General features: G+C 59.5%; 26 protein-coding genes. 11 read left to right on the top strand and 15 right to left on the bottom strand.

From position 1 onward, the window contains the following. Window positions 1-15 precede the first annotated feature (15 nt). The 4 genes from pgsA (at window position 16) to MED193_RS10550 (ending at window position 2,565) form a co-directional block, all read left to right on the top strand. Window positions 16-687, top strand: a complete 672-nt coding sequence (gene pgsA / locus MED193_RS10565; RefSeq protein WP_009809712.1) for a CDP-diacylglycerol--glycerol-3-phosphate 3-phosphatidyltransferase — start codon at window positions 16-18, stop codon at window positions 685-687. After that, window positions 687-932: a molybdopterin converting factor subunit 1 gene (gene moaD / locus MED193_RS10560; RefSeq protein ID WP_009809711.1), complete on the top strand. Its 246-nt coding sequence runs from the start codon at window positions 687-689 to the stop codon at window positions 930-932. Before pgsA ends, moaD begins: the two co-directional genes overlap by 1 nt. A 2-nt stretch (window positions 933-934) precedes the next feature. Then, complete coding sequence (locus MED193_RS10555) at window positions 935-1,381, top strand: molybdenum cofactor biosynthesis protein MoaE (RefSeq protein ID WP_009809710.1); 447 nt, start codon at window positions 935-937, stop codon at window positions 1,379-1,381. Between the two features lie 221 nt (window positions 1,382-1,602). Continuing rightward, window positions 1,603-2,565 (top strand): hypothetical protein, encoded by a 963-nt coding sequence (locus tag MED193_RS10550; RefSeq protein ID WP_157041335.1) that lies wholly within the window; start codon window positions 1,603-1,605, stop codon window positions 2,563-2,565. A gap of 79 nt (window positions 2,566-2,644) precedes the next feature. Here the strand turns inward: MED193_RS10550 and MED193_RS10545 are convergent, their stop codons facing one another. From MED193_RS10545 to ubiA, 3 genes are read right to left on the bottom strand one after another with little or no spacing between them, the layout of a single operon-like run. Next, window positions 2,645-2,962: a hypothetical protein gene (locus tag MED193_RS10545; protein WP_009809708.1), complete on the bottom strand. Its 318-nt coding sequence runs from the start codon at window positions 2,960-2,962 to the stop codon at window positions 2,645-2,647. After that, window positions 2,959-4,881, bottom strand: coding sequence for an OmpA family protein (locus MED193_RS10540; RefSeq protein ID WP_009809707.1), 1,923 nt, complete (start codon window positions 4,879-4,881; stop codon window positions 2,959-2,961). The genes MED193_RS10545 and MED193_RS10540 overlap by 4 nt, the downstream gene beginning before the upstream one ends. 60 nt (window positions 4,882-4,941) lie before the next feature. Then, window positions 4,942-5,904, bottom strand: a complete 963-nt coding sequence (gene ubiA / locus MED193_RS10535; RefSeq protein ID WP_009809706.1) for a 4-hydroxybenzoate octaprenyltransferase — start codon at window positions 5,902-5,904, stop codon at window positions 4,942-4,944. Between the two features lie 12 nt (window positions 5,905-5,916). Between ubiA and MED193_RS10530 the strand changes: the two genes are divergently transcribed. The 4 genes from MED193_RS10530 (at window position 5,917) to MED193_RS10515 (ending at window position 9,412) form a co-directional block, all read left to right on the top strand. Then, a complete protein-coding gene (locus MED193_RS10530; RefSeq protein WP_039966098.1) occupies window positions 5,917-6,732 on the top strand; it encodes a 16S rRNA (uracil(1498)-N(3))-methyltransferase in 816 nt (271 codons plus the stop codon). Continuing rightward, on the top strand, window positions 6,732-7,385 hold the full coding sequence (locus MED193_RS10525) for a hypothetical protein (protein ID WP_009809704.1): 654 nt from the start codon (window positions 6,732-6,734) through the stop codon (window positions 7,383-7,385). The genes MED193_RS10530 and MED193_RS10525 overlap by 1 nt, the downstream gene beginning before the upstream one ends. Window positions 7,386-7,449: 64 nt before the next feature. Continuing rightward, window positions 7,450-7,977 (top strand): hypothetical protein, encoded by a 528-nt coding sequence (locus MED193_RS10520; protein ID WP_009809703.1) that lies wholly within the window; start codon window positions 7,450-7,452, stop codon window positions 7,975-7,977. 64 nt (window positions 7,978-8,041) lie between these two features. Further along, on the top strand, window positions 8,042-9,412 hold the full coding sequence (locus MED193_RS10515; RefSeq protein WP_009809702.1) for a glutamate--cysteine ligase: 1,371 nt from the start codon (window positions 8,042-8,044) through the stop codon (window positions 9,410-9,412). A 114-nt stretch (window positions 9,413-9,526) separates the two neighbouring features. Here MED193_RS10515 and MED193_RS10510 read toward each other — a convergent pair whose 3' ends face one another. From MED193_RS10510 to MED193_RS10495, 5 genes are all read right to left on the bottom strand, one after another. Then, window positions 9,527-10,345, bottom strand: coding sequence for a fatty acid desaturase (locus tag MED193_RS10510; protein WP_009809701.1), 819 nt, complete (start codon window positions 10,343-10,345; stop codon window positions 9,527-9,529). Between the two features lie 24 nt (window positions 10,346-10,369). Beyond that, complete coding sequence (locus tag MED193_RS10505; protein WP_009809700.1) at window positions 10,370-10,606, bottom strand: hypothetical protein; 237 nt, start codon at window positions 10,604-10,606, stop codon at window positions 10,370-10,372. Continuing rightward, window positions 10,579-10,749, bottom strand: coding sequence for a hypothetical protein (locus MED193_RS22935; protein WP_157041333.1), 171 nt, complete (start codon window positions 10,747-10,749; stop codon window positions 10,579-10,581). Before MED193_RS22935 ends, MED193_RS10505 begins: the two co-directional genes overlap by 28 nt. A gap of 18 nt (window positions 10,750-10,767) precedes the next feature. Continuing rightward, the gene (locus tag MED193_RS10500) at window positions 10,768-11,115 is read right to left on the bottom strand and encodes a hypothetical protein (RefSeq protein WP_039966097.1); all 348 of its coding nucleotides are present in this window, start codon (window positions 11,113-11,115) and stop codon (window positions 10,768-10,770) included. A 169-nt stretch (window positions 11,116-11,284) separates the two neighbouring features. Then, window positions 11,285-11,818 (bottom strand): GbsR/MarR family transcriptional regulator, encoded by a 534-nt coding sequence (locus MED193_RS10495; RefSeq protein WP_009809698.1) that lies wholly within the window; start codon window positions 11,816-11,818, stop codon window positions 11,285-11,287. A 126-nt stretch (window positions 11,819-11,944) separates the two neighbouring features. Between MED193_RS10495 and MED193_RS10490 the strand changes: the two genes are divergently transcribed. After that, entirely contained in the window at window positions 11,945-12,196 is a 252-nt protein-coding gene (locus tag MED193_RS10490; RefSeq protein WP_039966827.1) for a hypothetical protein, read from the top strand. Window positions 12,197-12,284: 88 nt separating this feature from the next. Here the strand turns inward: MED193_RS10490 and MED193_RS10485 are convergent, their stop codons facing one another. Then, a complete protein-coding gene (locus MED193_RS10485) occupies window positions 12,285-12,758 on the bottom strand; it encodes a YHS domain-containing (seleno)protein (protein WP_009809696.1) in 474 nt (157 codons plus the stop codon). Window positions 12,759-13,031: 273 nt separating this feature from the next. Between MED193_RS10485 and MED193_RS10480 the strand changes: the two genes are divergently transcribed. Further along, complete coding sequence (locus tag MED193_RS10480) at window positions 13,032-13,382, top strand: hypothetical protein (protein ID WP_009809695.1); 351 nt, start codon at window positions 13,032-13,034, stop codon at window positions 13,380-13,382. Window positions 13,383-13,428: 46 nt separating this feature from the next. Here the strand turns inward: MED193_RS10480 and plsY are convergent, their stop codons facing one another. The 6 genes from plsY to MED193_RS10450 are packed head-to-tail and all read right to left on the bottom strand — an operon-like array spanning window position 13,429 to window position 17,820. Then, entirely contained in the window at window positions 13,429-14,034 is a 606-nt protein-coding gene (gene plsY, locus MED193_RS10475) for a glycerol-3-phosphate 1-O-acyltransferase PlsY (RefSeq protein WP_009809694.1), read from the bottom strand. Next, on the bottom strand, window positions 14,034-15,344 hold the full coding sequence (gene pyrC / locus MED193_RS10470) for a dihydroorotase (protein ID WP_009809693.1): 1,311 nt from the start codon (window positions 15,342-15,344) through the stop codon (window positions 14,034-14,036). Before pyrC ends, plsY begins: the two co-directional genes overlap by 1 nt. Before the next feature lie 8 nt (window positions 15,345-15,352). Further along, a complete protein-coding gene (locus MED193_RS10465) occupies window positions 15,353-15,886 on the bottom strand; it encodes a hypothetical protein (RefSeq protein ID WP_009809692.1) in 534 nt (177 codons plus the stop codon). Window positions 15,887-15,946: 60 nt separating this feature from the next. Further along, a complete protein-coding gene (locus MED193_RS10460) occupies window positions 15,947-16,327 on the bottom strand; it encodes a hypothetical protein (protein ID WP_009809691.1) in 381 nt (126 codons plus the stop codon). Window position 16,328: 1 nt separating this feature from the next. Next, window positions 16,329-16,865, bottom strand: coding sequence for a hypothetical protein (locus MED193_RS10455; RefSeq protein WP_009809690.1), 537 nt, complete (start codon window positions 16,863-16,865; stop codon window positions 16,329-16,331). A gap of 4 nt (window positions 16,866-16,869) precedes the next feature. Continuing rightward, window positions 16,870-17,820, bottom strand: coding sequence for an aspartate carbamoyltransferase catalytic subunit (locus MED193_RS10450; RefSeq protein WP_198133863.1), 951 nt, complete (start codon window positions 17,818-17,820; stop codon window positions 16,870-16,872). Window positions 17,821-17,949: 129 nt separating this feature from the next. On the opposite strand from MED193_RS10450, the gene MED193_RS10445 reads away from it, so the two are divergent. Beyond that, window positions 17,950-18,750, top strand: a complete 801-nt coding sequence (locus tag MED193_RS10445; protein ID WP_009809688.1) for a uracil-DNA glycosylase family protein — start codon at window positions 17,950-17,952, stop codon at window positions 18,748-18,750. The last annotated feature ends 5 nt before the right edge of the window (window positions 18,751-18,755 follow it).

The following is an 18,755-nucleotide window of genomic DNA, read 5'->3' as shown; positions in this document are numbered from 1 at the left end:
TGTAGGGTCCGCTGCATGAAATGGACCCTGCCCAATATCCTGACTGTGGTGCGCCTGCTGGCGGCACCGGGTCTCGCCGTTATGTTTCTCTATTTTGCCCGCCCGCTGGCGGATTGGTTTGCATTGATCCTCTTTGTGGGGGCGGCGGTGACCGACTGGTTTGATGGCTATCTGGCGCGGGCCTGGGGGCAAGAGACCAAAATGGGGGCGATGCTCGATCCCATTGCGGACAAAGCTATGGTGGTCGTCGCGCTGATGATTCTGGTGGGCTATGCGGATGAGCATTGGACCCCCTGGTTGGTGCTTCCCACCACGGTGATCCTGTTCCGTGAGGTATTTGTTTCGGGCCTGCGTGAGTTCCTGGGCGATACAGCGGGTACGTTAAAGGTGACACAGCTGGCCAAATGGAAGACCACGGCCCAGATGGTGGCGATTGCTACCCTGTTTTCGCAGGGTGTTTTTGAACACTATCTGGTGATGTCCTCCATCGGTATGGATCAGGAGCTGGTCGCCGAGATCCTATCGGGACAGGTCGAGGATTTGCATGGTCTGCGTTGGAAGCTGGATGGCATGTTCTGGACCGGGCGCATTGGGCTGTGGCTGTTGTGGATTGCGGCGGCTTTGACCTTGATTACAGGTGCGGATTATATGCGCAAGGCACTGCCACATCTGAAGGAGAGCAACTGATGGATGTTGTCTATTTTGCCTGGGTGCGTGAACGCATCGGTCTGCCGCGTGAGCAGGTCGAGACCAGCGCTGCGACGGTTGCGGATCTTGTGGTTGAACTCAGCGCACGTGAAGAACGCTATGCGGCAGCTTTTGCGGATCTGTCGGCGCTGCGGGTAGCGCTGGATCAGGAGTTGTCGGATTTTGACGCGGCGCTGGAGGGCGTGCGTGAAGTCGCGTTTTTCCCACCGATGACCGGAGGTTAAAGATGCAGGTTCGGGTGCAGGAAGAGGGCTTTGATCTGGGGGCTGAAAGTGATGGTTTCGCCGCCGGAGTCTCAGGCGCTGGCGCGATTGTAACCTTCACTGGCGTGGTGCGCGACGCAGATGGTGGTGGGCTTGAGGCGATGGAGATCGAGCATTACCCAGCCATGACCCAAACAGCACTAGAAGCAATCGCGACAGAGGCGAAGACCCGCTGGGAACTGGCGGATGCATTGGTTATCCATCGTTATGGGCGTCTGCTTCCTGGAGAGCGGATCATGATGGTGGCGACGGCGGCCCGCCATCGCAAACACGCCTTTGAGGCGGCTGAATATCTGATGGACTATCTGAAATCCCGCGCGCCATTCTGGAAAAAAGAGATCCTGTGCGATGGTCAGTCTGACTGGGTTTCTGCCAAGGCAGATGATGAGGCCGCTTTAGAGCGCTGGTAGCGCCGTGCCAGAATGCTTGTGGCGGGCTATTGAGCCGCCATTTTCTTACAAAAAGGGGGGCTCCCGCCTGTTACGGCAACATTCACAGAATGTGCCTGCACAGTTGGGCCCAGCTCAGCGCTTTGCGCTGAGCCTTGGGCATTGCGCCGCCTACGGGGTGACTCTAGCTTCACCTGCATCTACACCCTGCAGGGCAAGGGGGGCGGAGGAGAATGTGCTCTTTGGAGCAGTGCAATGAACGGGATGGTGAGGCTGGCTGGCCTTTCGCCATGGCTGCGACAATGCAGCAGCGTTCCGATAGGGGATTGGGGGAGAACGATATTCGGATCAAACCGGTAAAACTGCTGCATCCGGTTTTGTTCCCGTCAGGCAGGCCAAAACTTTTGTTGCTTGTATCTGCATTGTTGATCCTCGCAGGGTTTCTTCAACCGCTGAACCATCTGCCGAACCTCAATGTGATGAGCATGATTGCATTTGCGGTTTGGCTTGCCCCTGCAGTGCCCTTGATCTGTGTTTGCCTGAGGGCCATGATGGCATCCCCACTCTCGCAGGTTTGGGCCTTGTTCTTGACAGTCGCTGCCTTTTGGATTGGGCTTTGCCTCACTCTTCTGGGGAGCGCCTTTGCGCCATCAGGGTCTGCGTTCATATCGGCTGTGCAGGGCTGTGGTTTGACCCTAGCCGTCAGTGCCAGCCTGCTGAGCCTCGCGCCGGAGGCGTCGGGTGAAAGGGCTGAATGGCTGGCGGTCTCCGGACTGATGCTGGCGAGCCTTCTGGCAATTTGGTCCCTGCTCTGTGTTCCCGTTGTGTTGATTCAGGCCGAGCGGGCAGCAACAGGAGCGCCCTATTGCATTGCCCCCCATGGGCCTTCACGCAGCGTCGATGGGTTTTGGGATCTGCGTGGATTTTCCTTTTACACCCGAGACCCTGGCTACAAGGACAATTCCGGCTGGTATTTCCACGGTGTCCTGATTGTGGAAGGCGCAGAGGGGCGTCAGTATTTCAACTGGTCACCACGGCACCTGCGGTTTGACCGAATTGAGCACCCCAACAGGTATAGTGTCTCAGTGCGAAAACTCTGCTCACCCAGGCTTGCCCGTAAGCGGGAAAGGGGTGTGACGCGCTACAGCAGCGCGCGCAGCGCGGTGCCAGGCCCAAGGCCTTTCAGGATGGCTTTGCCATCCTGAGGGCGCGGGAGCCCCACCTCTTTAGGGGGCCTGTTTCGGACTTGGTTCGGGTCGACAAAACGGCCAGCAAGCAGCAGGTTCAGTCCTGCTGCAGGTAGCTGCGGAGCTCTTCTGCTTCGCGGCGTGCATCGCGCAGCCCGTCCATGGCGGCGCTGAGTTCTGCTTCGGTCTGGGTGAGCTGATTGCTCAACTCGGCCTCACGTTGCTGCAGGTAGGTGATGGCCTGATCGCGGGTCTCTTCGGCCTCATGCAGTTCCTGGCTCATCCGGTCCAGGTCAGCCACGTCGCTTTGGCGTACCCGGGTAAAGCGATGCACCAGCCAATTGGCGAACCAGCCCATGGCAAAGGCGGCAAACAGGATGATGGCGGTGGTGAGGATGAACTCTGCTCTGTTCATTGTCCGGTGGTCTCCTGTGCGTTGCTGGATGGGGCGCTGTCCTCAGCGGCAGCGTCCTGCGTTGTTTGGGCGGCTTCTTCGAGGGTGGTCGCGTCCTCGGAGGTGGTTTCGGGCAGGATCAAGCGGAATTCGATCCGTCGATTGGCCTCGCGGCCTTCTTCGCTGTCGTTGGAGGCAATCGGCTGGCTTTCACCATAGCCTATGGCGATAAAGGCTGAGGTGCGGATGCGGCGGGCCCGCAGCTCGTTCAGGATTGACTGCGCGCGAGACTGGCTAAGAGCTTGGTTCATGCCCTCCCGCCCCTGACTGTCGGTATGACCTTGAATTTCCAACCGGATTGGGCCGCATTTTTCCAAAATACTGGCGATGTGATCCAGCACCACGCTGCTGCCGCCTGCCACTGTGGCAGAACCGGGTTCAAAACTAATCTTACCAGAGCTTGCCTGCGCCCCTGCCAATTGCGCGGCACAAAGTTCTGTACTCAGCGGCTGATCCTTGGGGGCTGGGGGCTCTTCATAGGTGAGCGCCAGCTCATAGCTTTCGGCTTCCCCTAGCTTGGAGGCGAGAAAACCGGTGACCTTGGCCAGGGTGTCTTCCTGATGACTCATGCCGCGCAGTTGCAGGTTGTCCGGGGTGACAGTAACCGAGCCACGCTCCAGATGAGACAGGGCTTCCAGACCGGCCAGGACACGTACGGGCCAATCGGCAGGCAGATCTGTCACCACGCGGGTGGCGGTATGCACTTGATCAGCCCCAAACCGTGCTTTGGCATAGCTGCTGGCGATATCGCGTGACATGGCATCATTAATCCGCCCCCGCAGCTGTACCTGACCTTCGGGGCTAAGGGTCGCGGTGAATTCGGGTGGGCCCGCCGCGCTGTCGTTTGTGGGCATGGGCAGCACCGCATGCAGGGCAAAAACCTCTGGGAGGGCATTCTCCAGCTCACCCACAACCTTGTCAAACAGATCAGGCGCGGTCCCTTCAGCGGCAACCAATGTGATATCGGCATTGGCGATGGTGATCGTCCCCTGTCCCAGGCTCGCGAGGCTGGCAATGCTCAGGGCGCTGGCGCGGGACCAATTGGGCGAAGGAACCCCCATGCCAATGACACAATCCACGTCGCCTTCCAGCCCGGCGGCGCGTGCGGCACTAAGAATCGCTGCGCGGCTTTCTGCACTTTCAGCAGAACAGGCGTCAAAACGCGCCCCGCCCTCGCCGATCAAAAACCTGAGCGTAAAGGGGCTGATCACCGGGCGTGCAGCGGTGATATCGAGGACAAGATGAAGTTCAGGCGGCGCCATGCGGGTCAACTGGGCCTGCAACTGGTCTTTTGCAGCGGAAGAATCTGCCATCGAGGTGATCTTGATGGTCTCAGCATCCACCGAAATCTTGGCACGTGGCAGCAGCTCCAGCGCGGCGATGGCATAGCGCAGAGCGCTCGACCAGCCCTGTGGCTCTGGGTAACGCGCAGTTTCCAATAGATCCGCGACGGGTCCGGCTTCGCCCAAGCTGTTCAACTGGTTTACAAGATCGGCCCGCGGGGAACTGGCCGGGATTAGGCCGATGATGGAGATGCCGCTGTGATTGCGCAGAATTTCTGCGGAAAACCGGGGCGGGGCGATGCCCTTGGACGGTGGAACAGACATCTCGTCGATCACCCGTGTGGCATCGACCACGCCTCCTGCCAAGGATAGGGCGGCAAAACGGGTCGCTTCATCTGGGGCGGTGCCCTGCATGGTTACCCGCAGCCCATCAGCGGTGACTTCGGCCCAGCCCATACCGCCTTCGTCCAGGGCGCGGCGCAGGGCGGTTTCGCTGTTTTGCTCCATCACCGTCACAGCAAAACTGGCCGCAACCAGGCTGACGCCAGCAGCCGCCGCAAAGGTCAGGGTGGGGATCAAAAGCGAAGACAGGCGCATAAAACGGCTATTCCTTTGAAAAACTGCGTCTTGTGTATAGGTCCGCGCCGGGCGTTTCAATCAAAGGAAGCAAGCCAAGATGAAGAAAATAAGCGGAATCAAGCCGGTATCTCGGTTTAGCCGGAATAGCTGCAGCAGACGCTGATTGTTCTCAGCATCAAAGATCCGCAATTGCCAGGTCATATGCCAACCCATGGCCCAGGGGCCGAGCAGGGCAAGTCCCAAGGCCCAGTAGTTGTCCTCCAGATCCAGCGCCAGAATAATGGCAAAAGCCATCAGGCTGACGGTGCCGACAATAAAGCGACGTAGCCAGGTGGGGGTATTGCTTCCAAACAGGCGGGCGGTGGATTTCACCCCGATCAGGGCGTCATCTTCGGTGTCCTGATGGGCATAGATGGTATCATAAAACAGTGTCCAGCTGATGCCTGCAAAATACAGCGCCACCGCAGGCCAATGCAGCGCCCCACTATGGGCGGTCCAGGCCCAGAGCGCCCCCCAGTTGAAGGCCAGCCCCAGAAACACCTGCGGCCACCAGGTAAATCGTTTGGCAAAGGGGTAGATCGCCACCGGAAACAGCGCCAGAATCCCCATCGAGATCGCCATGGGGTTAAAGGTCAGCAGGATGCCAAAGGAAATCAGCGCCTGCAGCACCATCCAGATCACCGCGCCTTTGACTGTAACCTGTCCTGATGGAATGGGGCGTGAGCGGGTGCGCTCAACCGCGCCGTCAAAGTTGCGGTCGGTAATGTCGTTCCAGGTACAGCCCGCGCCGCGCATCAGCCAGGCGCCCAGGGCGCAGGCAATGGCGATCCAGGCGTCTTCCCAGCGTGGACTTCCATCCCAAAGTATCGCCAGCGCCAGCCCCCACCAACAGGGGATCAACAGCAGCCAGGTGCCAATGGGACGGTCCGCCCGGCTGAGGCGCAGATAGGGGCGGCTCCATTCTGGTGCATATTGATCAACCCAGTTGTCTTTGACCGCATCTGCGACCTGTCCATCTGGTTTTGGCGCATCACCTTGCATATGTAAGGCCTCATGAGTGCAAAAATCAGACTGTATGTAGAGCACCCTTTGGGTGCAGGGCAATCCATTCCTCTGGAGAAGGAGCAGGCGCATTACCTCTTTGGGGTGATGCGGCAGCGTCTGGGCGGCGCCGTGGCGCTATTCAATGGCTTTGATGGCGAGTGGCAGGCCGAAGTGACCGAGGCAGGCAAGCGCGGCGGCACCCTGACCTGTGTCGCGCAAAGCAAGACCTTGCAGATGCCGCCGGATCTTTGGCTGATCTTTGCGCCGATCAAAAAGGCCCGCACCGATTTCATCGTGGAAAAAGCCGCTGAGATGGGCGCCGCCCGCATTCTGCCCGTGGGCACGGACTATACCAATTCCGAACGCATCCGGCAGGACCGGTTGCAGGCCCATGCGGTCGAGGCGGCTGAGCAATGCGGCGGCACCTATGTGCCCGAGGTCTGTGATTTGCAAAAACTCTCGCAGCTCTTGGATCACTGGCCCGACGAGCGTCAGCTGATGTTTTGCGACGAGGCTGAGGTTGGCCAGCGGCGTTTTCTGGAAGTCGCACGGGGAAGCGCCGGTCCCGAGGGGGGGCGTGAAGCGCCCGCCCTGGGGGGCGGGACGGGCGCTGACCGGTCCGCAAGCGAACCGTTCGGCAAGCTATCATTGCAGCCTTGGGCAATCCTCATCGGCCCTGAAGGCGGTTTTTCCGACAAGGAGCGCAAACGCCTGCACGCCATGGCGCAGGCCCATGTGGTCAGCCTGGGCCCGCGTATCCTGCGGGCGGATACCGCCGCCGTGGCCGCCATGACCCTGTGGCAACAAACGCTTGGCGATTGGTAATGCAGGCTCCGCGCCGGGAATTACACCTGTTCTTTCCGGCTGAGAACGACAGGGCCGTAATCCTGTATCGGGCCAACTCCAGCCTTTACCGGTTGATTTCCTGGCGCACGATAGGGGATCATTTTGAACCAGGGCAGTGGCTAAAGACGGGGGTATACGAGACAAGCTGCGGTCTTTCACCAGACGGCGAGTTTTTTGTCTATGGGGCAGAGCTCAGGGGGTCTTCTTTTCACTATACTGCCCTAAGCCGCGTTCCTTACTTCACAGCGCTTGAGTTTCACGGTGACCTAACTATCGCTTCCGTTGGCGGGTACTTCCTCGATAAAGGAACGGTAACATTTAAGCACACAATCAATGAAGAGCGGCACAGCAGACTGAGCTGTGGTCTGAGCGTGAACAGTGCTCGTAAAAACTGGTGGCATAGCATGAACAATAGAGCAGCGGGTATTTCCTATGAAGACGGAGTTTCCCAGCGCGCCTCTGTTCAAGTCAAACGCGGCAAAATACCGGATCTTTTGGAATGCTATCACTGCGACGGAGCGAAACTCTATCGTAAAACGGCCAAGGGCCTTGAACTGTTGCTTGACTGTTCCGACATGGAGTTTGAGCCGATCCAAGCACCCTATGAGGGCGTGACAAAGGCTCGACCTTGAATTTTGGCCCGCCCTTAACAATGGGAGGGGCCAAACTGGGAAAGAGCGAACTGGGAGAAAGATCATGAGCTTCATTCGTCCAGAGGCCCGTGTTGCCATCTGGCGTTGGCGCGAGCTGATTGTTGCGGCGCTCATGCTGCTGGTGGGGCTGAAATGGGCTTTTACCTCTTTTGGCGTGACGGCGGCCACCGGCTGGGCTCTGGTGGTGGTGGGGCTGGTCATCGCCGTGATTGGCGCCCAGCGACTGCGTTTTCGCCTCGGAGCGGGTGGTCCCGGCGTGGTGCAGGTGGATGAGGGGCAGATCGCCTATTTTGGCCCGCTCACCGGCGGCGCGGTGGCGGCGTCTGAGTTGCAATGCCTGCGGCTGGATCACACTGCCAAGCCGCCGCACTGGGTTCTGGAGCAGGACGGTCAGCCTGCCCTGGCCATTCCGGTCAATGCGGCCGGGAACGAGGCGCTGTTTGATGTCTTTGCCGCCCTGCCAGGGCTCAAGACCGAGCGGATGCTGAGCGAGCTACGACGCCAGGGACCTCACCAGGTCGTGATTTGGGAACGCAGTCCAAGTCGCCCTCCGCTGCACAGGTTGCATTGACACTGGGAACGATTCCGCTCACCACTGACCCCTCAAGACAACCCTACAGGACGGAGTGCCCGGCATGTCCATTCCCCAGTCCGGCGGCGGACCCATTGAGCGCCACGAAGATCTGGCTGAGTATCTGGCCAGTGGCTGCAAGCCACGCGATGCCTGGCGCATCGGCACCGAGCACGAAAAGTTCGGCTATTGCAAGGATACGCTAAAGCCGCTGCCCTTTGAGGGCGAGCGCTCTATCGTGGCAGTGCTGCAGGGGCTTCGTGATACCTATGGCTGGTCGCCGGTCACCGAAGGCGGCAATCTGATCGGCCTTGAAAAAGACGGTGCCAATGTCAGCCTGGAGCCAGGCGGTGCGCTGGAACTCTCTGGGGCGCCTTTGGAGACCATTCACGAGACCTGCGACGAGGTGAACAATCACCTGCGCGAGGTTAAGGATATCTCTGACAAGATTGGCGTTGGTTTTATCGGTCTGGGCGCGGCCCCCATCTGGTCCCACGACGAGATGCCGCTGATGCCCAAGGGGCGTTACCGCCTGATGAACGACTACATGACCAAGGTTGGCACCATGGGCCGCGACATGATGCGCCGGACCACCACAGTGCAGGTCAATATCGACTTTGGCTCCGAGGCTGACATGGTGCAAAAGCTGCGCGTGGCGCTGGCGCTGCAGCCGGTGGCGACGGCGCTCTTTGCCAACTCTCCCTTCTTTGAGGGTAAGCCCAACGGTCATAAAAGCTGGCGCAGCAAGATCTGGCGGCATCTGGATGACAGCCGCACCGGGATGTTGCCCTTTGTCTTTGACGAGGGCTTTGGCTTTGAAGCATATGTGCAATATGCGCTCGATGTGCCGATGTATTTTGTCTATCGGGATGGCGAGTATATCAATGCGCTGGGCATGTCCTTCCGCGACTTCCTGCAGGGCAAACTGCCAGCCCTGCCCGGCGAAACGCCCACCATGTCGGACTGGGCGGATCATCTGACCACCGCCTTCCCCGAGGCGCGGATCAAGAAATACATGGAAATGCGCGGCGCCGATGGTGGCCCCTGGCGGCGCCTTTGTGCGCTGCCGGCCTTCTGGGTGGGACTGACCTATGATCAATCGGCGCTGGATGCGGCCTGGGATCTGGTCAAGGGTTGGGACGCCGAGACCCGCGAGGGCTTGCGTGTTGCGGCCTCGCGCGAGGGATTGCAGGCACAGGTCAATGGCATCAAGATGCAGGATCTTGCCCGCGAAGTCGTGGCAATTTCGGATTCTGGCCTGAAAAACCGGGCCCGCCCCGGGGCAGGTGGGTTGGTGCCGGATGAAACCCATTTCCTCAATGCGCTGAAAGACAGCCTGGACAGTGGCAAGGTACCCGCAGATGAGTTGTTAGAGCGCTATCATGGGGATTGGGAGGGCGATCTGACCCGGATCTACGCCGACTACAGCTACTGATTTGACACCAGTTAACACCAGGAAAAGGGGCGCCGCTTAGGTGCCCCTTTTCCTTGCGCTGATGCTCTGGCGGCGCCCATTGCCGTAGCGCGGGTGGCGCGGAACCAGCCCCTCTCAGGTCGTGCGATCAAACCAGGGCACCACGGGCTGGCGGCTTTTGGCATAGCCGGGCACCTGATCGTCCAACCGGGCGGCCAAATCCGGCAGGCGGCTGACCGGAACCTTGGGAAACAGGTGGTGTTCGCGGTGATAGAACATCAAATAGGCGAGCCGCGCCAAAACCCCACGCTGGCTGCGCCCCGCGAGGCCGGTTTGCGCAGTGCCCTGATGGGTGATCCAGACCGCAAAGAAAGCGGTGAGACACTGTGCGGCCCCCATGGCTGCCAAATGCAGCAACAGGAAATCCTGATGGCTGTACAGGATCAGGCCGATTGCCATTGCCACGGCCAAACCATCGCAGAGCATCCGCCGCCGCCATTTGCGCCCGCCCCCTTGCCAGCAATGCTGGATCAGATCCAGCGGGAAGCACGGCCCGTAGAGCAGAACCTCCCCCGCACTCATGTGGCCACAGTGTCCTTCCAAATCATTGGGCCCCATGGCGTGACGATGGTGCTGCATATGGCTCCAAGCGATGGAGGAATTGCTGCCAATCATCAGCGCACTGAGCAAGTGCAACAGAGCGATGTCGGCGCGCCGGGGCAGGCCAAGATTGCCATGGATGGCCTCATGGTTCAGTCGCAGAGCGCAGAGAAAAAACATGAAGCTGGCGAGGGCGCCTACTGGCCAAAACGGTGAGGCATAAAGCGCCCAGGAGGCCGCCAGCCAGGGCAGCGGCAGGGTCAGCTCCGCCCAGCGTTGACGGCGTGAGACGGGCAGGAGATCCTGCCAGTTCACATTGCGTGGAGCCTCTTCTTTGACGCGGGGCGGGCACATGTTCTACTCCTTTCCAGAGTGGTTTCAGGCAGGGTGCGCCATTTCTGCGGGGCGCGCAGATTTGGGTTTTTCTGCGGTTAGGGTAGATGGCGCCCCTTGAACCGCCTCACGCACAACGGCGCGCAAAGTCGCCACAGCATGGGAAAACCCTAGACCTAGGCAGATCGCCACCAGGCCGAGTGCTGGCAGCAGGGAAAGAAGACCGCCTTCCAGCATAGGGATAACGGCACCGATCAGGACGACACCGCCCAATCCCACCATGGCATAGCCCGTGGCAATGGTGACGGAGCCGACCCGGAGACGGGACAGTCCCCAAGTAATTTCCCGATCTTCAGGATCATGAGCGCCATCGCGGCAACCATGACCAGGCCAAGGCCAACATAGAGGCTGATGTAAAAAAGCATGGTGAGGTCCTTTCAAAGTCAGATGGATTGTTTGTAGAAATCGCGTTCGAGCCACCGGTAGAGATCACCGCTGAAAACCCCCCACAACGGCGCAAAAACGCTGCCAAAACATAGAAACAGGCTGGTCCCATCGTGGTTCCCATCTGCGAGCCACGCGAGCAGGAAGATTGGCGTAAAAAGGGCGAGGTGGGTCGTTAGCGCAAGCAAAGCCCAGCCGCCCGGCGAGAGCCTGTGATGGGACAGGTAGTGCAACATGACGGGGATACCGACGGCGAGATAAATCGGGCCGCCAAATACTGCGGCAAAAGAGGGGATAAGCAGCAGGGGCGCACCGATCACACCAACGAGCAGCGGGCTGCCAACCATGGCAAGTCCAAAGGCAACGGGATCAACCAGGTGGCGTTTTGTCGGTGGGGAGGGAAATAGAAGACTTCTTGAGTTTGCAGTTATTTCTGTCATTTGAGAAATTACCTCACAAAATTTTTTCTATTACTTGTGAGAGCCCCAGCAGTGGCTCCCACGAGATGTCTCTTGTTTAGTCGGCTGGTTTGCCCGGCAGAAAGCGGGCGACTTTGGCGCCCAGCTTCAGCACCGCCAGATGTACCGAGCGGGGCAGGCGAGAGAAATCAACATACCACTCATCAAACATCCGCATCACCCGCAGGGTCTCGCCCATACGGTCCTTGGTGCGTTTGGGAGTGTCATCGCCTTCGGCCTCTTTCATCACCTCATCCAAGGCACGCAGGGTGGGGGCAAACTCCCGCTCGCGCCGGGTCTTGATCACCGCATCCACCAGATCGAACATATCGCGGATCGAGGTGAAGTGATCGCGCCGGTCGCCGAGCTGTCTTGAGGCTTTGACCAGCCCCTGGGATTGCAGCTCTTTCAACCCGTTAGAGACATTGGAGCGGGCCAGGTTCAGGGTCTCGCAGATCTCATCTGCTGTCATCGGATCAGTGGAGATATGCAGCAGCGCGTGGATCTGCGCCACTGAACGGTTGACCCCCCATTTGGAGCCCATTTCGCCCCAGTGGAGGATGAAGTTCTGCATGGCGGGGGTCAGTCTCATCTGAATATCCTGCAAGTTCTGTAAAGACAGAAATAAATGAAGACCCGAGTCGCGTCAAGCGATTATCCTTGATTGCAGGGAGCCACGACTGCAGAGTAAATGGGCTCTACAATCAGAGGTTTTGAAATGCGCGATCTTTTTATTGGTTTGTTTGAGAAATTTGTTGGCGGCTTTGTGCTGTTACTATGGTTGGGCGTATTGGTTGGTACTGTGGCAGCCTTCCTGTCGCCGAACGGGGGAGTGATTCCTGCTGTGTTCACCCTGCTGGCTGGCACAACCTATGCTGTATTGATGGGCGGGATGATGTATCTGTTTCTAGGCGTTTATCACAACACCAAACGCACTGCTGAGGCGATCGAGGAACTCGCCAAACGCTGACCGGGACCAACAAAAAAACCGGCGAAGCCTGTTGGCTCCGCCGGTTTCATCGTTTTAGCAGCTCAGGTAAATTCTGAGGTTGCTTTGCTTACTGCTGCAGCGCTGCGGGCTCTACATCTGCGATGTTTTCCCAGTGGCCGTTGGCGTCCTGAACAAAGCCAGGGATGTTGCCTTCCCAGCGGGTCTGGATGTCCTTGGACAGGTTCAGATAGAGCTTGTTGTCAACGATCTTCCAGTATTCTGGGTCGCCGTCGAATTTGAAGCCCATGGCGGTGCCAAAGGCGCAGTAGCCGCCGTAGGCGGGCAGATATGCTTCGGGGTTGGCCTCAAACTGCGCTTTGTGCTCTTCGGAAGCAAAGCGGTAGGTCGCGTCATTAAAAACAGTTGTGATTTTATAGCTGCCCTTGGCGGGGGCACCGTCGGTGAAATAGGCGACGGGGTCGTAGCCCTGCATGGCAAGACCGGTGGAGGATGCGTTGAGCTCAACGCCTGCGGCCATTGCCGAGGTTGCCAATGCAACCGAAAGTGCCACGCCGCTCAGCAGGGATTTAAATGTGTTCATCGGATCGTTCCTTTTCCTGTCCGGTCATGGGCTGCTTTAGCGGGCTGACCGGCACATTTGCGATATGTATGATGGCCTGTCTGGCTGTCATGGAACCCATGTGGAGAGGCGGTCGATCACGTTCAATCAAACTGTTTTTGATTGCGCAAATGCTCAGAAGGACTGTGCGCCTATGCGCAGACTTCAGCCATCACAATGTGAGGAGGTCCTTATTTTACTGACATTTTAGGCTGGGCGCAGCACAGTGGGGGCATTGAAATGGAGGAATTACCCATGAAGAATTTTCTGTCCCGGCGGGCCTTGATCAGCACCTTGTTCGCCTCTTTGCTCTGGTCAGCAGGCGGCGCAGCGGCGCAAAGTGTTGGCGGAGTCTACCGGGCCGAAGGGCGCAACCCTGATGGCAGCAGCTACAGCGGTACAGTACAGATCCGCGACAGCAAGGGGGTGCTGCTATTTAACTGGCAAGTCGGAAGCCAAAGCTATTCCGGCAGCGGCACCCGCAATGGCGATGTGATCTGGGTGCATTGGGGGGATCAATATCCGGTTGTCTATGTGCGTATGCCCAGCGGAGAGCTGCACGGGACCTGGGCCAATGGCCGCGGGTTGGAGCGGCTCATTCCCTGACCTGGCTCCAGTGCAGGTCCCTCCCCAACCTCGCTGGCGGCGGAGGCTATTTTTGCCCGATACGTGGTTCGCGACCTGCGAGGAGACGGCTGATATTGGCCGCGTGTCGCCAAAACACAATCGCAGCCAGCAGGACGGCGAGCAGGATCACGGCAGGATAGCCCAGCAGATAGGCCCAGAGCGGCGCGGCCAGCGCGGCAACCAGCGCGCTCAGCGATGAGATCCGGCTGACGGCGGCGGTGGCCACCCATGTCAGGCAGCAGGCAATGCCAACTGGCCAAGCCAGCGCCAGCATCAACCCAAGGAAAGTGGCAACGCCCTTGCCGCCCTTGAACTTCAGCCAGATGGGGAAGCAGTGGCCCAGGAAAGCAGCGAGTCCAGCCAGCTGCGCGGCGTCTTCGCCGGCCAGAGAACGCGCCAATAGCACCGCCGCCGCGCCTTTGCCGCCATCCAAGATCAGCGTCGCTGCCGCGGCGGCTTTGCTGCCGGTGCGCAGCACATTGGTGGTGCCGATATTGCCCGAGCCTATTTCGCGCAGGTTACCCAGCCCCAGGGCGCGGGTCAGCACCAGCCCAAAGGGGATCGAACCCAACATATAGCCAATCACGGCCCAAAGCAGCAGGATGGCGGCGGCGCTTTCAATCAGGGGCATCAGTCTCTCCGGTATACCGGCGTACCGGTGACATAGGTTGCCAGCACTCTGCCCTGCATACGCTGTCCGTCATAGGGGGTATTTTGCGATTTAGACTTCAGCTGGAAGCGATCCATCACAAAGGGCATATCCGGGTCAAACAGTACCAGATCCGCAGGCGCGCCGGGGCTCAACCGACCAGAAGAGAGCCCCAACCGTTTCGCCGGGTTCAGCGCCATGGCCCGGAACAGCGTCGGCAAATCCATAAGCTCGCCGTGATAGAGCCGCATCGCCGCCGGCAGTAGGGTTTCCAGTGCCACGGCACCGGCGGCAGCTTCCTCGAATGGCAGGCGTTTGCTTTCTTCATCCTGCGGTGTGTGCATTGATGAAATCGTGTCGATCAGCCCGGTGCGCACCGCTTCGGCCACGGCCAGGCGATCCTCTTCTGAGCGCAGCGGTGGCTTCACCTTAAAGAAGGTGCGGTAGTCGGCCACATCCAGCTCGTTCAGGGTCAGGTGATGGATTGAGGTGCCGGCGGTGATATCCAGTCCGTTGGCCTTGGCCCGCTCCAGCGCGGGCAGGGCGCGGGCGGTGGTGATCTGATCGGCGTGATACTTAGCCCCGGTCATTTCTAGCAGGGCAATATCACGATCCAACCCCATGCGCTCCGCCATGGGTGAGACCGCTGGCAGGCCCCGCAGAGCGGCGAATTTGCCTGAGGTGGCTGCGGCGCCAGCGCTCAGCAGTGGCTCCTGCGGGTGGGCGATCACCAGCGCGCCGCAAGAGCGCGCATAGGTCAGCGCCCGGGAAAACACCTTGGTGTTGCTGACCACATGGTCACAGTCAGAAAAGGCCACCGCACCGGCATCCATCAGGAAACCGATCTCGGTCATCTCGCGCCCTTCGCGCCCCTTGGTCAGCGCCGCCATGGGCCGCACATGCACCGGCGCATCGGCCTGGGCGCGGCGGGTGACAAACTCCAGGGTTTCCGGGCTGTCGATGGCGGGCGTGGTATCTGGACGGGTGACGATGGTGGTCACGCCCCCGGCGGCTGCTGCCAGACCCGCGGTCTTATAGCTTTCCTTGTGGCGCTCGCCCGGCTCGCAGACCTTGACGCCGATATCGACGATGCCCGGCGCCAGACATTTGCCCTCACAGTCCACGACCTCGACCGCCTCTGCATCAATGTTTCGCGCACGAAACAGTTGCCCAGGCTCCGTCCCCGCGGGCAGGATCTCGGCAATCTTGCCGTCCTGAACCAGCAGGACCCCCAGGCTATCGGTGCCAGCTTCGGGGTCGATCAGGCGGGCATTGATAAAGAGAAGGGTCATGATGCTACTCAATCTTGGCTGGAGCGGGATTGAATGTCGCGCATCAGTCGGTAGACCTCGCGGCCATCCCTGATACGTTCAAACCCAACAGGGGTTGTGTAGGTGTTGCCGTTTTTGCCGCGTCGGGATTTGGAGGCAAAATACAGGCTGGAAAGCGCGCCGTCGACGAGTTCCAGTGGCGTTTCTTTGGAGATCGGATAGGATTGGAGGCGTTTTCCAACCAAGGGCAGCTTACTGGCAATAAAGGCACGTCGATCAGTCAGGCTGTAGTTGCTGTGTTTGCGGACATAGGCTGACCAGAATATCGCATGAAAAATGACGCCGAGACCGGCAGAAAAATGCACCAGACCAAACATCCAAAAGCTACCACCACCCTTTGCAGCCATGGTCATCCAAAACAGGGCAAAACCGGCAAAAAACAAACCAAAGATAGCTTCAAAGATTTGAAAGGGGCGCATAGAAATACCTCCATCCGGACGTCCCTGCCATAGCACCGTCTCATCGGCATCCAAAATATCTTCCCAACCATTCTTAGTATTCACAGTAAAACCCTTTGCACAATAATTTGGAAATATGAGAGAGGCTTGTCCAAAAGACTTGCATCATCGCGCCCCTTCAATGGTGCTGGCGGTAAAGCTCGGGCTGGCCTGATATTTGATAAGGTGCTTGTCGCCGCCTTTGGTGATCACCTGAACGTAGGATCCCATGGTCTTGACCGCCTCAATCTGGTTCAGCGACACCCGGCGCTCTGCTGGGCCGGTCAGCACACCATCCTCAATGCGCCAGACCACCGCCAGCTCTTCGCTCATCATGTACCAGCCGCGCAAAACAATCGCCGCCAGCCCGCCGATGGCACCAGTCCAGACATGCGGGTTGCCCATGGCCCAAAGAATAACCATGCCGGCCACCATGGCAATCGCGGCCATCCAGGCATGGGCGGTGATATAGGCGTTTCGGTTGGGGTTGAACTCGATCACATCCATCTCAGAACACCAATACAAAAAGGGTGACAACAATCGCGCTCATCACCACGGCAAACAGCGCAGCCCCAATGCGCCGCGCCGCGTGGCGGGCCGCGCGGGGCGACAGTTTGGGCCCAGTGTAGAGCCTGCTGCTTTCCGGCGTTGGTTGTGGCTGGGCGCTCCAGGTGATCGGCGTTTCTCCAAAGCTGGCGATAGGACGGATCTGGCTGGCCGGTGTCAGCCGGGTGGCAGCACCGTTGAAGGCACGTGAGCGCAGCAGCAGCACATGGCCGCTTAGCTTCTTCAAGGCTGCGAGGTCGGGGGCAATCTCCTCTTGCGCAATGCCGCAGCCCTGGGTCAGATAGCCCGCCAGCCCCAGCTCTTCGAGATCGGAGACCGGAAAGATCTCAACATGATCGAGATTGATCTCGTCAATGCCCAGCACCTGCGCCAGCGCGCCGGGTTCCCGTAGGAACTGCGTCTGCTCAGGCCGCATGTCCAGATCAAAGACCCGGATCACGCCGCGCTCGCCTGCGGGAATTTCGATGACGCCTGTCATGCGATCAGCTGGCCTCTGCCAGGCGGCGTTTACGCAGGTTCTGTGCCAGCAGGTCCATCGCTGCCATGCGCACGGCAACGCCCATTTCCACCTGCTCCTGAATGACCGAGCGGTTGATGTCATCGGCAAGGGTGCCGTCAATTTCAACGCCGCGGTTCATCGGGCCGGGGTGCATGACAATGGCATCGGGTTTCGCAAGCGCAAGCTTGTCTGCGTCCAGCCCGTAGCGGTGATAGTACTCCCGCTCGGAGGGGATAAAGCCGCCGTCCATCCGCTCCTTTTGCAGGCGCAGCATCATCACCACATCGACGTCCTTGAGGCCTTCGTGCATGTCGTCATAAATCTCGGCACCAAATTCGGCGAACTGGCCGGGCACCAGCGTTGGTGGACCGATCAGGCGAATGCGGTTTTCCATCTTACCCAGCAGGATCAGGTTCGAGCGTGCCACGCGGCTATGGGCGACATCGCCGCAGATGGCGATGTTCAGCCGGTGCAACCGGCCCTTGGCGCGGCGTATCGTCAGCGCGTCCAGCAGGGCCTGGGTTGGGTGCTCGTGCTTGCCATCGCCGGCATTCAGCACCGCACAGTTGACCTTTTGTGCCAAGAGATCAACGGCGCCGGAATGGGGATGACGCACCACCAGCAGATCCGGGTGCATGGCGTTCAGGGTCATAGCGGTATCAATCAGGGTTTCGCCCTTTTTGATCGAGGAGGCCTGCATCGCCATATTCATCACATCAGCACCCAGTCGCTTTCCGGCGATCTCAAAACTGGCCTGGGTGCGGGTGGAGTTTTCAAAGAACATGTTGATCTGGGTGAGCCCCGCCAGCGTCTCTGCATGTTTTTCGGGGCGGCGGTTCAGGTCGACATAGCTGTCGGCGAGATCCAGAAGCGCCGTGATCTCATGCGGCTTTAGGGTCTCGATGCCAAGCAGGTGACGGTGGTCGAAAGACATGGGGCAGCTCCGCTCTGTTTGGCGCATCTTATAGGCAGCTTGGTCCTGACGGGCAAGGCATGCAAGGAGCGTCAAAAGGGCCTGCATGAGGGGTGTTTCGCTTGGCCGCGCGGCAGGGTAGCTTAGGCCATGGAATCGGCAATTGATTATTGGAGCGCTAAAGCGCTGTTGGAGTGGCAGGTGGAGCTTGGCGCCACCGAGGCCCTGTGTGAAGAGCCGGTCAACCGCTATGAACTTGCAGCGCCTGCGCCCAAGGGCCGTCAGGGACAGCAAGCCGGACAACAGCCAGGGCAAAAACCGGGCATGCCGCCGCCGGTTGCCCCCAAGCCAAAACCGGTGGATCCCGTGGCCGAGGCGCGCAAAGCCGCTGCCGCCGCCGCCGAGCTGCCCTCGCTGAGGGCGGCCATGGCTGAGTACCGCCATTGCGATCTGAAAATGGGCGCGCGCAATCTGGTCTTTGCTGATGGCCAACCGGGGGCGCGGGTGATGGTGATCGGCGAGGCCCCAGGGCGCGATGAGGATCAGCAAGGGAAGCCCTTTGTGGGCGCGGCGGGGCAGTTGCTGGACCGGATGCTGCAGGCCATTGATCTGGGACGAGATAAAAACGTCTATATCACCAATGTGTTGCCCTGGCGGCCACAGCAAAACCGCGATCCCAGCCCTGAGGAAATCGATATGATGCTGCCCTTTCTGGAGCGCCATGTGGAACTGGCCCAGCCGGAGATCCTGGTGCTGATGGGCAATATCAGCTGTCAGGCGGTGCTGGGCAAACGCGGCATCACCCGGCTGCGTGGCACCTGGGCCGAGGCCTGGGGTAAACCCGTCCTGCCGATGTTCCATCCGGCCTACCTGCTGCGCCAGCCGGATCAGAAACGCGCCGCCTGGGCGGATCTTTTGGAGCTGAAAGCACGGCTTGGCGCGCCAAACTAGGGATC

The organism is Roseobacter sp. MED193, assembly GCF_000152965.1.
GTDB lineage: Bacteria > Pseudomonadota > Alphaproteobacteria > Rhodobacterales > Rhodobacteraceae > Pseudophaeobacter.
This window is presented reverse-complemented; position numbering and strand designations above follow the sequence as displayed.

Coding starts and splice junctions, on each gene's coding strand:
- pgsA (WP_009809712.1), top strand. CDS start 16: ATGAAATGGACCCTGCCCAATATCCTGACTGTGGTGCGCCTGCTGGCG.
- moaD (WP_009809711.1), top strand. CDS start 687: ATGGATGTTGTCTATTTTGCCTGGGTGCGTGAACGCATCGGTCTGCCG.
- MED193_RS10555 (WP_009809710.1), top strand. CDS start 935: ATGCAGGTTCGGGTGCAGGAAGAGGGCTTTGATCTGGGGGCTGAAAGT.
- MED193_RS10545 (WP_009809708.1), bottom strand. CDS start 2,962: ATGAACAGAGCAGAGTTCATCCTCACCACCGCCATCATCCTGTTTGCC.
- MED193_RS10540 (WP_009809707.1), bottom strand. CDS start 4,881: ATGCGCCTGTCTTCGCTTTTGATCCCCACCCTGACCTTTGCGGCGGCT.
- ubiA (WP_009809706.1), bottom strand. CDS start 5,904: ATGCAAGGTGATGCGCCAAAACCAGATGGACAGGTCGCAGATGCGGTC.
- MED193_RS10530 (WP_039966098.1), top strand. CDS start 5,917: ATGAGTGCAAAAATCAGACTGTATGTAGAGCACCCTTTGGGTGCAGGG.
- MED193_RS10525 (WP_009809704.1), top strand. CDS start 6,732: ATGCAGGCTCCGCGCCGGGAATTACACCTGTTCTTTCCGGCTGAGAAC.
- MED193_RS10520 (WP_009809703.1), top strand. CDS start 7,450: ATGAGCTTCATTCGTCCAGAGGCCCGTGTTGCCATCTGGCGTTGGCGC.
- MED193_RS10515 (WP_009809702.1), top strand. CDS start 8,042: ATGTCCATTCCCCAGTCCGGCGGCGGACCCATTGAGCGCCACGAAGAT.
- MED193_RS10510 (WP_009809701.1), bottom strand. CDS start 10,345: ATGTGCCCGCCCCGCGTCAAAGAAGAGGCTCCACGCAATGTGAACTGG.
- MED193_RS10505 (WP_009809700.1), bottom strand. CDS start 10,606: ATGGTGGGATTGGGCGGTGTCGTCCTGATCGGTGCCGTTATCCCTATG.
- MED193_RS22935 (WP_157041333.1), bottom strand. CDS start 10,749: ATGCTTTTTTACATCAGCCTCTATGTTGGCCTTGGCCTGGTCATGGTT.
- MED193_RS10500 (WP_039966097.1), bottom strand. CDS start 11,115: ATGGTTGGCAGCCCGCTGCTCGTTGGTGTGATCGGTGCGCCCCTGCTG.
- MED193_RS10495 (WP_009809698.1), bottom strand. CDS start 11,818: ATGAGACTGACCCCCGCCATGCAGAACTTCATCCTCCACTGGGGCGAA.
- MED193_RS10490 (WP_039966827.1), top strand. CDS start 11,945: ATGCGCGATCTTTTTATTGGTTTGTTTGAGAAATTTGTTGGCGGCTTT.
- MED193_RS10485 (WP_009809696.1), bottom strand. CDS start 12,758: ATGAACACATTTAAATCCCTGCTGAGCGGCGTGGCACTTTCGGTTGCA.
- MED193_RS10480 (WP_009809695.1), top strand. CDS start 13,032: ATGAAGAATTTTCTGTCCCGGCGGGCCTTGATCAGCACCTTGTTCGCC.
- plsY (WP_009809694.1), bottom strand. CDS start 14,034: ATGCCCCTGATTGAAAGCGCCGCCGCCATCCTGCTGCTTTGGGCCGTG.
- pyrC (WP_009809693.1), bottom strand. CDS start 15,344: ATGACCCTTCTCTTTATCAATGCCCGCCTGATCGACCCCGAAGCTGGC.
- MED193_RS10460 (WP_009809691.1), bottom strand. CDS start 16,327: ATGGATGTGATCGAGTTCAACCCCAACCGAAACGCCTATATCACCGCC.
- MED193_RS10455 (WP_009809690.1), bottom strand. CDS start 16,865: ATGACAGGCGTCATCGAAATTCCCGCAGGCGAGCGCGGCGTGATCCGG.
- MED193_RS10450 (WP_198133863.1), bottom strand. CDS start 17,820: ATGTCTTTCGACCACCGTCACCTGCTTGGCATCGAGACCCTAAAGCCG.
- MED193_RS10445 (WP_009809688.1), top strand. CDS start 17,950: ATGGAATCGGCAATTGATTATTGGAGCGCTAAAGCGCTGTTGGAGTGG.